Source organism: Rhodobacteraceae bacterium S2214, assembly GCA_025141675.1.
In the GTDB taxonomy this organism is placed as follows: Bacteria; Pseudomonadota; Alphaproteobacteria; order Rhodobacterales; family Rhodobacteraceae; genus Yoonia.
Genome location: CP081161.1, coordinates 138777 through 151649 on the forward strand (window position 1 = coordinate 138777; position 12873 = coordinate 151649).

At 57.1% G+C, this 12873-nt stretch carries 15 protein-coding genes; all 15 read right to left on the minus strand.

Annotated elements, in window-relative coordinates; translation table 11 throughout:
• Positions 1-14: 14 nt before the first annotated feature.
• Positions 15-1211 carry an ABC transporter substrate-binding protein gene (locus tag K3729_00655; GenBank protein ID UWQ99344.1) on the minus strand — a complete coding sequence of 399 codons (1197 nt, stop codon included), beginning with the start codon at positions 1209-1211 and terminating at the stop codon, positions 15-17.
• A gap of 3 nt (positions 1212-1214) precedes the next feature.
• Positions 1215-1844 (minus strand): CDP-alcohol phosphatidyltransferase family protein, encoded by a 630-nt coding sequence (locus tag K3729_00660; protein UWQ99345.1) that lies wholly within the window; start codon positions 1842-1844, stop codon positions 1215-1217.
• A gap of 74 nt (positions 1845-1918) precedes the next feature.
• A complete protein-coding gene (locus tag K3729_00665) occupies positions 1919-3910 on the minus strand; it encodes a hydantoinase/oxoprolinase family protein (protein ID UWQ99346.1) in 1992 nt (663 codons plus the stop codon).
• A gap of 163 nt (positions 3911-4073) precedes the next feature.
• Positions 4074-5066, minus strand: a complete 993-nt coding sequence (locus tag K3729_00670) for an ABC transporter substrate-binding protein (protein ID UWQ99347.1) — start codon at positions 5064-5066, stop codon at positions 4074-4076.
• Positions 5067-5121: 55 nt separating this feature from the next.
• Positions 5122-5961 (minus strand): ABC transporter permease, encoded by an 840-nt coding sequence (locus K3729_00675; GenBank protein ID UWQ99348.1) that lies wholly within the window; start codon positions 5959-5961, stop codon positions 5122-5124.
• Positions 5958-6878, minus strand: coding sequence for an ABC transporter permease (locus K3729_00680; GenBank protein ID UWQ99349.1), 921 nt, complete (start codon positions 6876-6878; stop codon positions 5958-5960). Before K3729_00680 ends, K3729_00675 begins: the two co-directional genes overlap by 4 nt.
• Before the next feature lie 39 nt (positions 6879-6917).
• Entirely contained in the window at positions 6918-7688 is a 771-nt protein-coding gene (locus K3729_00685) for an ABC transporter ATP-binding protein (protein UWR00889.1), read from the minus strand.
• A 91-nt stretch (positions 7689-7779) separates the two neighbouring features.
• The gene (locus K3729_00690) at positions 7780-8277 is read right to left on the minus strand and encodes a hypothetical protein (protein UWQ99350.1); all 498 of its coding nucleotides are present in this window, start codon (positions 8275-8277) and stop codon (positions 7780-7782) included.
• A complete protein-coding gene (locus K3729_00695) occupies positions 8274-8624 on the minus strand; it encodes a hypothetical protein (protein ID UWQ99351.1) in 351 nt (116 codons plus the stop codon). Before K3729_00695 ends, K3729_00690 begins: the two co-directional genes overlap by 4 nt.
• Complete coding sequence (locus K3729_00700; GenBank protein UWQ99352.1) at positions 8621-9085, minus strand: hypothetical protein; 465 nt, start codon at positions 9083-9085, stop codon at positions 8621-8623. Before K3729_00700 ends, K3729_00695 begins: the two co-directional genes overlap by 4 nt.
• An 8-nt stretch (positions 9086-9093) precedes the next feature.
• Positions 9094-10551, minus strand: a complete 1458-nt coding sequence (gene hydA, locus K3729_00705) for a dihydropyrimidinase (protein ID UWQ99353.1) — start codon at positions 10549-10551, stop codon at positions 9094-9096.
• A 26-nt stretch (positions 10552-10577) separates the two neighbouring features.
• Positions 10578-10895: a hypothetical protein gene (locus tag K3729_00710; protein UWQ99354.1), complete on the minus strand. Its 318-nt coding sequence runs from the start codon at positions 10893-10895 to the stop codon at positions 10578-10580.
• An 18-nt stretch (positions 10896-10913) separates the two neighbouring features.
• Positions 10914-11147: a hypothetical protein gene (locus tag K3729_00715; GenBank protein ID UWQ99355.1), complete on the minus strand. Its 234-nt coding sequence runs from the start codon at positions 11145-11147 to the stop codon at positions 10914-10916.
• A gap of 11 nt (positions 11148-11158) precedes the next feature.
• Entirely contained in the window at positions 11159-11485 is a 327-nt protein-coding gene (locus K3729_00720; protein UWQ99356.1) for a hypothetical protein, read from the minus strand.
• A 116-nt stretch (positions 11486-11601) separates the two neighbouring features.
• A complete protein-coding gene (locus K3729_00725) occupies positions 11602-12852 on the minus strand; it encodes a Zn-dependent hydrolase (protein ID UWQ99357.1) in 1251 nt (416 codons plus the stop codon).
• Between the last annotated feature and the right edge of the window lie 21 nt (positions 12853-12873).

Below are 12873 nucleotides of genomic sequence, written 5' to 3' on the forward strand. Positions count from 1 at the left end.
GCCCCGCCAATAGCTTATTGCGCAACGCCGTAGCGGCCTGCCCAGTCGTCTGCGATGCGTGTCATCCAGCTTGGGTGTGGTTCTGCGACAGCCGTACCTAGTTCGGCAGGCGACAGTGTCGCAACGCCCAGTTCAATCGCGTCGAACAGCGCTCGGTCATCTGCGTCCAGTGCATCCATGTTCAGAACGGTGCCGTAGCCAAGCAGATCAGGGTTTTGCGCGCGCGCCTGTGCCTCTGGTGACATGATGAAGTTCGCCACAACCATGGACGCGGCTTTGGACCCTGAATTGTAAGGGATCGCGACGAAGGATGCGTTGCCGATTGTCCCTTTTTCCAAGACGAATGTCCGCACCGTATCAGGCAATTCGAAGTTCGCGATTGCAGCAGATGCCGCCCCTGGAGAGAACGAAATCGACAGATCAATTTCGCCATCTGCGATCATCGGGAACATCGCGGTGCCTGTTGGCGGATATGCACGTCCTTCGCGCCACAGATTTGGCGTCAGTTCATCAAGATACGCCCAAAGCGGTGCAGTGACGTCATCGTAGGTTTCGTCAGTTGCCGCGACCTGCAGAACGGACGGGTCAGGCAGGATATCAACCAGAACCTGCTTGAGGAACGTCGTGCCAAGGAAATCAGGTGGCTGTGGGTAGGTGAAACGACCGGGGTTTGCTTTGGTCCATTCCAGAATGTCGTTCATGGATGCCAAAGGTGCGTCAATGTCTGCCGTGTCGTAGTCGAACACCACCTGCGCCATCGCCCATGGGCTTTCGTAACCATCTGTTGGCACTGTGAAATCTGTCTGGACAGTCTTACCGTCGACATCGACAAAAGCCCAATTCGGAAGTTGTTCTGCGTATGGGCCGAACAGCAGGTCCGCGTCCTTCATCGCCGCGAAGTTTGCGCCGTTAATCCAGATCATGTCGACCGCACCGTCGTCGTTTTCGCCCGCTTGCTTTTCAGACAGGACGCGGGTCACGGCATCAGCCGTGTCCGTCAGTTTGACGTGTTCGAGCGTGACGCCGTAATCCTCGGACACACGTTCACCGACCCATGCGATGAAATCATTGGTGTTGGTCGATCCACCCCACGCGTTCCAATAGACGGTTTGCCCATCAGCTTCGGCAATGACCGCATCCCAATCAGCGGGATCAACGTCAGCGTAGGCCGCGAAGGGCGTCAAAGCTGCAAGAACGGCAAGGTATTTCATAGTTTAGTCCTCATGGTGAGTGGTCGTCGTCGAAAAGGTCCGGTGGGCCCCATAGATGCGCAGGATTCCAGTTGCAAAGCAAGCTGTCCCAAAGAGGTAGGCCATTGGCACGAACCATGCAGGCAGCAGGCAAAGGAGCACGAAGAAGACAATCGTTTCCGTGCCTTCCAGAATGCCATTGGAGTAATAGAGCGATTTTTCGCCCTGCGCCCGTGTCGTCATGTCATGCTTTTCCGCGAGGATCGCGAAGCCAAGGAAGGACGTTCCATTGAAGTAGAACGACGTCAGCAGAAACGCACCGGCCAGCCCGTTTGATTGGGGGTCCATCACGACAAATGCCAGCGGGATCATCCCGTAGAACAGAAAATCTGCAGCAATATCAAGGTATCCGCCGAAGTCCGTTTTCTGTGTCGCACGTGCGACCGCGCCGTCCAACCCGTCAGCAATCCGACTGATCAGAAGCGGCACTACCGCAAGACCCGGTAGGCCGCAGCAGATCATTAGGGCCGCAATCAGACCGATCCCGAGACCTGCAAGCGTCACGCCATTTGCAGTCGCGCCGCGCGCGGCAAGCGACCGCCCGAAGGCGTTCAGTGGTGGATCAATTAAAGTGCGAACGCGGCCATCTATCATGCCGCTGTTCTGACCTATCCCCCCTATCCGCGCAACTGAACTGACGGAATTGTGAGACAACTGTTAGTGGCGGGTTATGCCGTATCGGCGATCCGCGGTCGCCCTTGCGCCGTAACTTTGATGGTTGCCTCAAGGAACATGGGCTGCCCTTCGATGGTGGCTTCTTTGATGTCCCGGCTGATGGTGAACCTGATGTCTTCGACACCGGCGGCTTTTGCTTTGTCGGTCGCTGTCGATTTTAGCTGTGCTTCAAGTGCTGTCATCGCAGCGGTTTGGTCCGTGAAACTTTGCCCAAGCGTCGCAAAGTGTTCTACCCCGTTGCTGGTGACCGTGCCCGTTTCATGCATCGCGACCTGCCCTACAACCGCACCGATGGCGTTCGCCACGCCTGCGTGTTCCGGCAGGATCATGCGCGTGTTCAACCTGTCCCCGACCGCCCCGTAATAGGACGACGCCGACGCCCCAAGGCCAATGACGGGCACGCCTAGCTTCACGGTCGTCTCGATAACCCCGCGGTGTTGATCGAGCCCGGCTTTGGTCAACACGTGCTGGCTCAGGTCAGCGGGGTCCATGTCCCAATTGCGGTGGTCCTCGGCAAAAGCCGCCTCGAGTAGGCAATCGACAGTTTGCGCTGTCAGTTGATCGACAATCATCTGCGCCAAGTGCTGCGCATCAGGTGCGATCTTGTCACCGCTGCCGCTGCGTTTGCGCGCAAACAGGATCAGCGCCTTTTCGGCGGCGTCAGCATCCCACGTCGCAACGCGCCCAAGGACATGTGCCGCGTCAGACGGCGTCACCCCAGCCAGCATCACAAGACCGCGCCCAACAAGGCGCATCAACGCAGGGCTTTCCATCCGCGTCGTCACGGCCTCTCCGAAACGTACAGGTCCTTGCCGCAGCCGTTCTGCAACGATGGTTTCGCGCGGGTCCAATCCTTGCGGAAACGTCGCCCAAAGCGGGATCACAATCTGACCACCGTCGACCGCCGGACGGTCCACACTTAACGCCTGATCAAGCGCGAGATGCACGATGTCGGGGTAATGGGTGGCGGCAAGTGCGATAGGCATCAAACGACGCGGCCCAAGCCGCAGCCCAGCCTGCAAACCTTCGACGACATGGACTTCGCTGTCGCCACCCAGCCCGCTTGTGCGCATCGCCACCGCTTCGACCATCGTGCGAAACGGACCGACGCGCGCGCCCTGCGGGTCAATTTGCGGGCGTCCGTCGCGCAACAGGCAAACGTCTGTCGTCGTCCCACCAATATCGCTAACCAAAGCGTTCTGTTCGCCAGTCAGCCAAGCGGCCCCCGCGATCGACGCGGCAGGCCCACTTAGGATCGTTTCAATCGGTTTTTCGCGCGCCACGTCAGCAGACACTAACGCCCCGTCGCCCCGCACAACCATCAGCCGCGCATTGATCCCGCGTCCGGCCAAGTGCGTTTCACAAGCTGTGATCAACCCATCGATCATCCCGATGAGGCGGGCGTTCAGCAAAGCGGTCAGGGCACGTTTCGGTCCGCCCAGCGCTTGGGACAGTTCATGCGAACAGGTCACAGGCAGACCCGTTGCGCGGCGAAGGGTGTCACGCGCGATGATTTCATGTTCAGGATTGCGGGTGGCAAAACTAGCGGCAACAGCGAAACCCGTCAGTCCATCCGGTAAATCCGCGATGGCAGCCGCGACATCATCCTCGGTCAAGTCATGCAGCGGCGCACCGGCGTGGGAATGCCCACCCGCCAAAAACACAACTGGATCACCGCGCAACGCGTCATTCAGACCAGCGCGGTTCAGCTCTGCCTCTTCAAAACCGATCAGGATCAGCGCAACCCGCCCACCTTGTCCTTCAACCAGCGCATTCGTGGCAAGTGTCGTGGACAGCGACACCATAGCGATGTCCGCCGGATCAATCGTATCCAGCACCGCATCCATCGCGGCCCCAACGCCCAAGGACAAATCGGGGCGCGTGGTCAGCGATTTCGCGGTCGCGAAGATCGCGTCAGCGGCTTCATCCAAGATGACCGCATCGGTATATGTCCCGCCAGTATCGACGCCGAGTAGATAAGCCATATGCTCTCCTTTGCGCCAGATAGGCCGCAATCGCAAAGGCTTGCCAGTCCAAATGCGACATCTGGTTTCTTTGGGTCTTTCCAAATCCCCGCCAGAGGCTCCCGCACAAACAAAAAACGCCCCGGCCCGAAGACCGAGGCGCATCATTTCAACGAAAACCTGCTTACTTCAGCGCTTCGTCCGTGATCGCATGTGTCCATGCGCCCTCCGGAGCTGCAGAAATCACCGGATCAGACCCGCCAGCCAGCAGCGTCGCCACTGTGCGTTCGTAGTCCGCCGGATCAAGCGTGCCGTCGGAACCCGCTGTCAGTTTCGCGATTTCGCCCATCATGCGCACCTGAGCTGCCTCAGTTTGCGCACCGGTTTCGTCGTTATCCAAAACGATGCCAGCTGCTTCTTCTGGGTTGGCTTCCGCGTATTTCCAGCCTTCCATAGACGCACGTACAAAGCGGACCATTTTGTCGACGAACACTGGATCTTCAAGGTTCTCTTCCAGCACGTAGATGCCGTCTTCCAACGTTGCGACGCCTTGTTCTTCGTACTTGAACGTGACCAGTTCATCAGGGTTCACGCCTGCGTCCAGCACCTGACCATATTCGTTGTAGGTCATGGTCGAGATACAATCTGCTTCGCGGTTCAACAGTGGATCAACGTTGAAGCCTTGCTTCAGGACCGTCACGCCATCCTCACCGCCGTCTGTGGAAATGCCCTCTTGGGACATCCATGACAGGAACGGATATTCGTTGCCGAAGAACCAAACGCCGATGGTTTTACCTTTGAAATCCGCGACAGTTTCAATGCCGGTGTCTTTCCAGCAGGTCAGCATCAGGCCGGATGTTTTGAACGGCTGCGCGATGTTCACAACGGGCAGACCCTTTTCACGGGCGGCCAATGCAGACGGCATCCAGTTCAGCATCGCGTCAGCGCCACCACCTGCCAAAACCTGTGGCGGTGCAATGTCTGGGCCACCTGCCAGAACAGTCACATCAAGGCCTTCTTCTTCGTAGAAGCCCTTATCAAGTGCGACGTAGTACCCTGCGAACTGCGCTTGTGTCACCCACTGCAACTGCAGCGTTACGGTGTTTGCGTGGCCGTCCGCAAAAGCGGATGTGCCCATACCAGCCGCCATTGCAGCCGCAATCATAATCTTGTTCATGTCTCTCTCCTTGTTCATAAATGCGCGCCATTTTGGCGTCGTTTTTATCGTCGTCTTATCGTTGAGACGGGTGCCAAAACGTCACCCGCTTTTCGATCAAAGTCATCGCGCCATAAAACGCACTACCCGCAAGGGCTGCGATGACAATCTCTGCCCAGACCATGTCCAGCGCAAGCTGACCAAAGCTGGTTGATATCCGGAAACCCATCCCGACCGTGGGAGAGCCAAAAAATTCAGCAACAATAGCCCCGATCAGCGCCAAAGTGGTCGCAATCTTAAGCCCGTTAAAGATAAACGGCATCGCCGCAGGCAGGCGCAATTTGAACAGCGTCGGCCAGTAACCTGCCCCATATGTTCGCATCAGGTCGCGTTGCATCGCGCTGGTGTCTTTCAGCCCCGCAACCGTATTCACGAGGATCGGGAAAAAGACCATCACGGCCACAACAGCTGCTTTGGATTCCCAATCGCTACCCAACCATTTCACGAAAATCGGCGCAGTTCCTACAATCGGCAAGGCCGCCATAAAACCACCGACCGGCAGGATGCCCCGCGTTAGGAAATCGGACCTGTCGGCCAAGATGGCCACACCAAACGCCGCCAGCCCGCCGATGATGTAGCCGGTCATCGCCCCTTTGATGATCGTCTGTTGGAAATCCGCCCAAAGCCGCGGTCCTTCGACCATCAACCGCGCCCCGATGGATGACGGCGCAGGCAGGATTACGGGGTTCACGTCAAACCCGCGCACCAGCAGTTCCCAGACGATCACAACAGTGATCCCGAAGATCGCGGGGATAAGTACCTTCACAATCGGGTTTTCGGATTGCGGCCCATTGGCCAGCTTCACATTCAACCACCATCCGGCGGCCCAAATCAGGATTGCATATAAAACGATCATGTCGCGGCCATCCCCATCCGTTTCAGCGTGATCCGTTCGATGAGGCTGAATAGTCCGACGAGCGCCGCTGCCGTCAATGCAGCCGCAAATAGCGCGGCCCAAGACACCAACGGTTGCCCGTATTGATCGCCTACCAACATGCGCGCGCCGAAGCCTGCTTTTGCGCCTGTCGGCAGTTCAGCCACGATGGTCCCAACGAGTGACGCCGAGATGCCGATCTTGAGCGAAGCGAACAGATAGGGCGCAGAAGCTGGCAAACGCAGTGCCCAGAACCCTTGTGATTTCGATGCGTTATATGTGCGGAGTAGATCGAGCTGCATCCCGTCAGGGCTACGTAATCCTTTGACCATGCCGACCACGACCGGAAAGAACGACAGGTAGGCCGCGATGATCGATTTCGGGAAAAGCCCCTGAATACCCATTGATCCAAGGACCACGATAATCATCGGGGCAAGCGCCAAAATTGGGATGGTTTGGCTGACAATCGCCCACGGCATCACCGATTTGTCCATCACACGGCTGTAAACGATCCCCACAGCCAAAAGGATGCCCAGCCCGGTCCCGATCAGGAACCCAAGCAGAGTAGGCGCGAGCGTCACCCAGCCGTGGTAGACCAGACTGCGTTTCGACGTGATTTTCTTGTCGATGATCGTGTCGTACATCTCGCCCGCCACCTGATGCGGTGACGGCAGACGGGGGCGCACGAAGGTGTAGGTCAGCGGGATCAAATGTGTGTTGCGCAGTACAAGCCCCGCACCCGAATAATCCTGGCGCGCGGCGGGTGTGTCAGGTGTGACGACCAGTTCGTCGCGCTGCGCCTGATCCGCAACCAAATGCATATTCATCATTGGAACACAAACGATCCAGAACAACAGAATCGCGCCGATGACGGTTAAAACCGGAAGGATCGACTTCATGCGAGGCCCCCTGTCTTATTTATGCGAAACACTATGATCTCACGCATCATCTTGATGCCCCGCCCGCAGTCCATCGCGCACGCGGTGGGCAATTTCGATGAATTCGGGACTATCGCGGATGTCCAAGGGGCGTTCGCGGGGCAGTGTGCTTTCGATGACGTCAGAAATGCGTCCCGGACGTGGGGACATGACGACGATCTTGGTGGATAGATACACCGCCTCTGGGATCGAATGGGTTACAAAGCCAATGGTTTTTTCGGTCCGCGCCCAAAGCTGCAACAATTGTTCATTGAGGTGATCACGCACGATTTCATCAAGCGCACCAAAGGGTTCGTCCATCAGCAGGATGTCGGCATCAAACGCAAGCGCGCGCGCAATCGACGCCCGCTGCTGCATCCCACCTGACAACTGCCATGGAAATTTGCGATCAAATCCGTTGAGGTCCACCAGATCAAGCACACGTTCAACGCGCTTGGCCTGTTCGGCCTTGTCGAAGCCCATGATTTCAAGCGGCAACCGGATATTGCCCCCGATTGTGCGCCATGGGTACAGACCCGCTGCTTGGAAAACATAGCCGTAGGCGCGCGCGCGTCGCGCTTCATCCGGCGTCATGCCGTTTACCGAAATGTCGCCTGCCGTTGGCGATTCCAAACCCGCAATGCAGCGCAAGAATGTTGTCTTACCGCAACCCGATGGCCCGATAAAGCTGACGAAATCACCCTTGTTGATATTAAGGTTCACGTCTTTCAACGCATGCACCGGACCGTCGTTTGTCTGAAATGTCAGATCCAGATTACGGGCCGTGATCACAGCGCTTGCCGCAGGATTTGTTCCTGTCGGGCCAGAGCCTAGTTGTTTCGCGGCCAATTCGGCGACTGTGGGCATGCGCGTTCTTTCTATTTCAGATCGTATAGGTGTCTTGGGGTCCGACAAAAGCGGCGACCGTCATCGCGAGCGGGTGATGCAAGATCCATTGCGGCGCGCCAGCGGATTCGGGGTATTGCGGCCATGCGGTGGGGTTCACGGTCGGGATAATTTTGATCAACCGTTTCGGGCCGGATGTGTGAAACTCCATCATCATGACTTCGTTTTTCATGGTATCGACAGTGTAGCCATTCGCGATCAGCGCCTCTTCGGCTGTGCGTGTATCTTCGCCCATTTCTTCGGGGTCCCAGTCGGCGGCGTGTCCGTGCATCTGGGTGTACCGCCGGAAGGTCCAATCGTTGTATTTCGGCGCTATTTGCAGGTGCGCGACGGTGTAACCCTGCGCCAGGTGGCCTGCGTTGAACCCCATGCAACGCTCAACATCAAAGCGGTTTTTGCCAACGATCTGGCTTTCTTGCGTGAAAATGCCAGCTTCGAAAATCGTCCGGCCTAAGGGGATGGGCGGATTGGTCATTGGGGTACACAGACCTTCATTTCAGTTACAAATTCGGGGTAGGCTTCGGGGTGGATAAGCAGAGTGTTTTCATCCGCAGTGGTCATGATCATGTAGTAATCTTCCCACGTGTCGCCTTCGCCGGAACATTCGACGGTTACGACTGTGGCCCCTGATCCGACTTGCAGGGCACCAGTGACGGGGCATGTGCTTTCGGCACGTTGGATCGTGTTCTGATCGTAAAGGTAAAGGCTATCCGTCGCGACAGGCTCCCCCGCGAGCCAAGCGCATCCAGCCGCATCGCCGTAGACTTGGGATAAGCCGACAGACGGCACGAGAGACAAGCAAGCGGTTAAAGCAAATTTCATACAGGAACCTCGTTAGATAGGGTCGTTTGATTGCGCCCTGATAACGCCTTTTCAACCCACCAATACAAAACACCACTGGCACACCCGATGCCAGCAAACACAACTGTGACCCACAGCGCATCACTGCCCAAGCTCGCATCTGTCATGAAGATCATTGCGGCAAGCGCCATAACACCGGTGAACCCGCCATCTACGCTTGCTGCTTTGTAGTGGAGACGTCCACGTCTTCCGGCCAGCCAACGGAAGGCGGCGAAGAATGGCAAGCTGGCCACGAATCCGACGCAATAGGCACCAATGAACATTTCCAATGCTGTTGTCCGGATTTCCCAGTCCATCTGTGAAACTTCGACCGGGACCGGATTTTGCAGATTTTGAACCAACGTCATAAGCGCCAAAAGAATCGCGACGGGCAGAATTGCCACAGAGTACCCGACCGCGATTGATGTGAATGGGCGCGCCATGCTTTGGATTATACCCCTGTCGCCGGAATGCCGGACCGCTGTACGGGTCGTGGTGCAGTTAGGTCTTTCCAGGATGACAGCGCCCGATTGACTGGCGTGTTGGCTTCGCGTTGTACGAATTTGCCGTGGCCTTCTTGTGTGCGGACTTCGCCGTCGTGGATCGCGACGTGGCCGCGTGTGAGGGTGAAGCGCGGCAGGCCTTTGACTTCTTTCCCTTCGAAGACGTTGTAATCGATTGCCGATTGCTGGCTGCCTGCAGTGATTGTCTTGGATTTCTCCGGGTCCCAAACCACGATATCCGCGTCTGCCCCGACCAAAATAGCACCCTTTTTCGGGTAGCAGTTCAGGATTTTCGCGATGTTCGTCGACGTCACCGCCACGAATTCGTTCATCGTCAGGCGACCCGTTGCGACACCATGGGTCCAGAGCATCGGCAAGCGGTCCTCAAGACCACCTGTGCCGTTAGGGATCTTTGTGAAGTCGCCCACGCCGAAGCGTTTTTGTTCGGTTGAGAACGCACAGTGGTCTGTCGCCACGACGGACAGCGTGCCGGACTGAAGGCCCGCCCACAGACTGTCTTGGTGCTGTTTATTGCGGAAAGGTGGGGACATGACGCGACGGGCGGCGTGATCCCAGTCTTTGTTGAAGTATTCTGACTCATCAAGCGTCAGGTGCTGGATCAGCGGTTCGCCCCAGACGCGTTTGCCCTGCATTTTCGCACGGCGGATCGCCTCGTGGGCCTCTTCGCAGGACGTGTGCACGACGTACAAAGGTACGCCCGCCATATCGGCGATCATGATCGCGCGGTTGGTGGCTTCGCCTTCAACTTGGGTCGGGCGGGAATAGGCGTGCGCCTCTGGTCCTGTGTTGCCTTCGGCGAGCAGTTTCGCGGACAGTTCCGCCACCACATCCCCGTTTTCGGCGTGTACCATCGCAATGCCGCCAAGGTCAGCGAGGCGGTTGAAGGATGAGAAGAGTTCATCATCATTCACCATCAACGCGCCTTTATAGGCGAGGAAGTGTTTGAACGTGTTGATCCCGCGATCCTTGATCACGGTTTCCATGTCGTTGAAGACCTGTTCGCCCCACCATGTCACGGCCATGTGGAAGGAATAGTCGCAGTTCGCACGGGTCGATTTGTTGTCCCACCGCTTGATCGCATCCATCAACCCTTCGCCTTGGTTCGGCAGGCAGAAATCGACGACCATTGTGGTGCCGCCAGCAAGACCAGCACGGGTGCCGCTTTCAAAGTCATCGGTGGAATAGGTCCCCATGAACGGCATCTCTAGGTGCACATGGGGGTCGATGCCACCGGGCATGACGTAGCAGCCGGTGGCATCAAGTTGTTCGTCACCTGACAGGTTCGGCCCAATTTCAATAATCGTTCCATTTTCAATCAGCACGTCTGCCTTGTAGGTCAGATCAGCTGTGACAACGGTGCCGTTTTTTATCACTTTGGTGGTCATTGGGGGTCTCCTGCAGTCAGAATGCGTTAAGCGGGTGGCGCAGCAGCAGCGGCAGCTGCGGTTGCTGTCGGACAAACCGGGTTCACGCCGTCAAAGGACACGGGCCGGATGTCGTCGCCGAAGCGGTAGAAATAACAGCCATCTTGGACTTTCACGGCAGAGGCCGGGATTTCAGGTGGCAGCGCTGCAGTTACTTCGGCCGGGAATGGTTGGGTTGCTGCAACAATCGGGCCGGGTTCAACTGGTTCTGGTTGGCCTACCGGGATCACGACAGGGCCGGAACAGGCGGACGCAAAGGTGGCAAGTGTCAGGGCGGCAAGTGTTTTGTGTGTGATGGAAAACATGGAAGTCACTTTCTGAAATTATGCGTTGCATTGAACAGCGGCGTCGGGCGCCGCTGTTGTTTCGATCAGGATAAGCCTGTCGAACGATGGGTAATAATAGCAGCCGTCGCGTTGAAGGACGCTGAAGGCAGAAACATCGTCAGGCAGGGATTGTTCGACCGTTAGCGGTACAATCCCGTCCGTTTGAACAAACCCCTGTGCGGGCAATGGACGCTGGCACGCAGCCAACGTCCCGAGGGCGGTTATGATCACCCCCGCGTGCATCAGGTCGCAGCAGGCAGCGTCGCGGCTGTCGTTTCGATCTGATCTGGCGCGATCACGCCTTCGTTGCAGACCCAGTTGCCAGCGGCATCACGCAAAGGCCTGCCAGTGCGCGGTTCACCCGCTTCGATCCCAACAGCCCAACATCCGTTCGCAGCTTCGAACACAAAATCACGCGGCATGCCGTCAGGCATTGCGGCCTGCACTTGTGGTGGCAAAGGCGGCGGTGGCGGCGGAATTGGCACACCATTTTCATCAACAGGACCGGGGGTCAGATCTGCACAGGCCGCAACCAGCGGCAGTACAAGGAGTGGGATCAGACGTTTCATTAACTTCTCACTTATTCTTGGTCATCATCTTATAAGACTGGGTCTTGGGTTACTGGGCGTAGTGGTGCCACACATTAACCATCAGTGACCAGCCCTTCGACATGACCACGCCCCATTCAACCGACGATCACTGCCGTTTCGACAACTGCGTGGAACAAAACATCCGTGCCAGCGGTGGCCCATTCTTGGCTGATTTCTTCCGCTTCGTTATGCGATAGGCCGTCCACGCAGGGGCACATCACCATCGCCGTCGGGAACATCCGGTTGATCCAACATGCGTCGTGCCCAGCGCCCGAGATCAGGTTCATATGGGAATACCCCAACCGTTCAGCGGCGTTGCGCACCGCTGTCACGCAGGTTTCGTCAAAGGTGACCGGATCAAAACCACCAACCTTTTCGAATTCAATCGACATGCCCATTGCGTCGACGATGGCCTGCGCTTCGGTCTTTAGCCGTGCTTCCATATCTTGTATCACGGAAAGTTCTGGCGACCGGAAATCAATCGTAAAGACTGCTTTACCCGGAATCACGTTGCGCGAATTGGGGTACACGTCGATGTGGCCAGCAGCACCCACTGCATGAGGCGCGTGTGACAGCGCGATTTCCTCAACTTTTTCAAGCACACGCGCCATCGCTAGACCCGCGTTTTTGCGCATTGGCATGGGGGTTGAACCCGTGTGGCTTTCTTTGCCGGTGATCGTGACTTGGGTCCAAGACAGACCTTGGCCGTGCGTGACGACGCCGATTTGTTTACCTTCGGCTTCTAGGATCGGTCCCTGTTCGATGTGCAATTCAAAGAACGCATGCATTTTGCGTTCGCCGACGGGTTCGTCCCCTTTCCAACCAATCCGTGCGAGTTCTTCGCCGAATTTCTTACCTTCCGCATCTTCGCGTTCGTAGGCCCATTCTTGGGTATGCATACCCGCGAAAACACCGGACGCGAGCATGGCAGGCGCAAAACGTGTGCCTTCTTCATTCGTCCAGTTGGTCACAACGATCGGGTGTTTCGTCTTGATATCCAGATCATTCATCGTGCGGATCACTTCGAGACCGCTGAGCACGCCAAGCACACCGTCGTATTTGCCGCCTGTCGGTTGTGTATCAAGGTGCGACCCGACGTAGACTGGCAGCGCATCGGGATCAGTGCCTTCGCGACGGGCGAACATGTTGCCCATCGTGTCGACACCCATCGTGCAGCCCGCGGCAGTGCACCAATCTTGGAAAAGATGCCGCCCTTCGCTGTCTTCGTCCGTGACAGTCTGGCGGTTATTCCCGCCTGCAATGCCAGGGCCGATTTTTGCCATCTCCATCAGCGTGTCCCACAAACGAGATCCGTTCACTTTGAGATTTTCACCTGGTGCTGGCATGGCGACCCCCGTCTACTGCTT

What these genes read in the sequence shown, in the direction of transcription:
- K3729_00720 (UWQ99356.1), bottom strand. Translation starts at nt 11,485, where the DNA reads ATGAAACGTCTGATCCCACTCCTTGTACTGCCGCTGGTTGCGGCCTGT.
- K3729_00695 (UWQ99351.1), bottom strand. Translation starts at nt 8,624, where the DNA reads ATGAAATTTGCTTTAACCGCTTGCTTGTCTCTCGTGCCGTCTGTCGGC.
- hydA (UWQ99353.1), bottom strand. Translation starts at nt 10,551, where the DNA reads ATGACCACCAAAGTGATAAAAAACGGCACCGTTGTCACAGCTGATCTG.
- K3729_00665 (UWQ99346.1), bottom strand. Translation starts at nt 3,910, where the DNA reads ATGGCTTATCTACTCGGCGTCGATACTGGCGGGACATATACCGATGCG.
- K3729_00700 (UWQ99352.1), bottom strand. Translation starts at nt 9,085, where the DNA reads ATGGCGCGCCCATTCACATCAATCGCGGTCGGGTACTCTGTGGCAATT.
- K3729_00725 (UWQ99357.1), bottom strand. Translation starts at nt 12,852, where the DNA reads ATGCCAGCACCAGGTGAAAATCTCAAAGTGAACGGATCTCGTTTGTGG.
- K3729_00660 (UWQ99345.1), bottom strand. Translation starts at nt 1,844, where the DNA reads ATGATAGATGGCCGCGTTCGCACTTTAATTGATCCACCACTGAACGCC.
- K3729_00690 (UWQ99350.1), bottom strand. Translation starts at nt 8,277, where the DNA reads ATGACCAATCCGCCCATCCCCTTAGGCCGGACGATTTTCGAAGCTGGC.
- K3729_00680 (UWQ99349.1), bottom strand. Translation starts at nt 6,878, where the DNA reads ATGAAGTCGATCCTTCCGGTTTTAACCGTCATCGGCGCGATTCTGTTG.
- K3729_00655 (UWQ99344.1), bottom strand. Translation starts at nt 1,211, where the DNA reads ATGAAATACCTTGCCGTTCTTGCAGCTTTGACGCCCTTCGCGGCCTAC.
- K3729_00675 (UWQ99348.1), bottom strand. Translation starts at nt 5,961, where the DNA reads ATGATCGTTTTATATGCAATCCTGATTTGGGCCGCCGGATGGTGGTTG.
- K3729_00670 (UWQ99347.1), bottom strand. Translation starts at nt 5,066, where the DNA reads ATGAACAAGATTATGATTGCGGCTGCAATGGCGGCTGGTATGGGCACA.
- K3729_00710 (UWQ99354.1), bottom strand. Translation starts at nt 10,895, where the DNA reads ATGTTTTCCATCACACACAAAACACTTGCCGCCCTGACACTTGCCACC.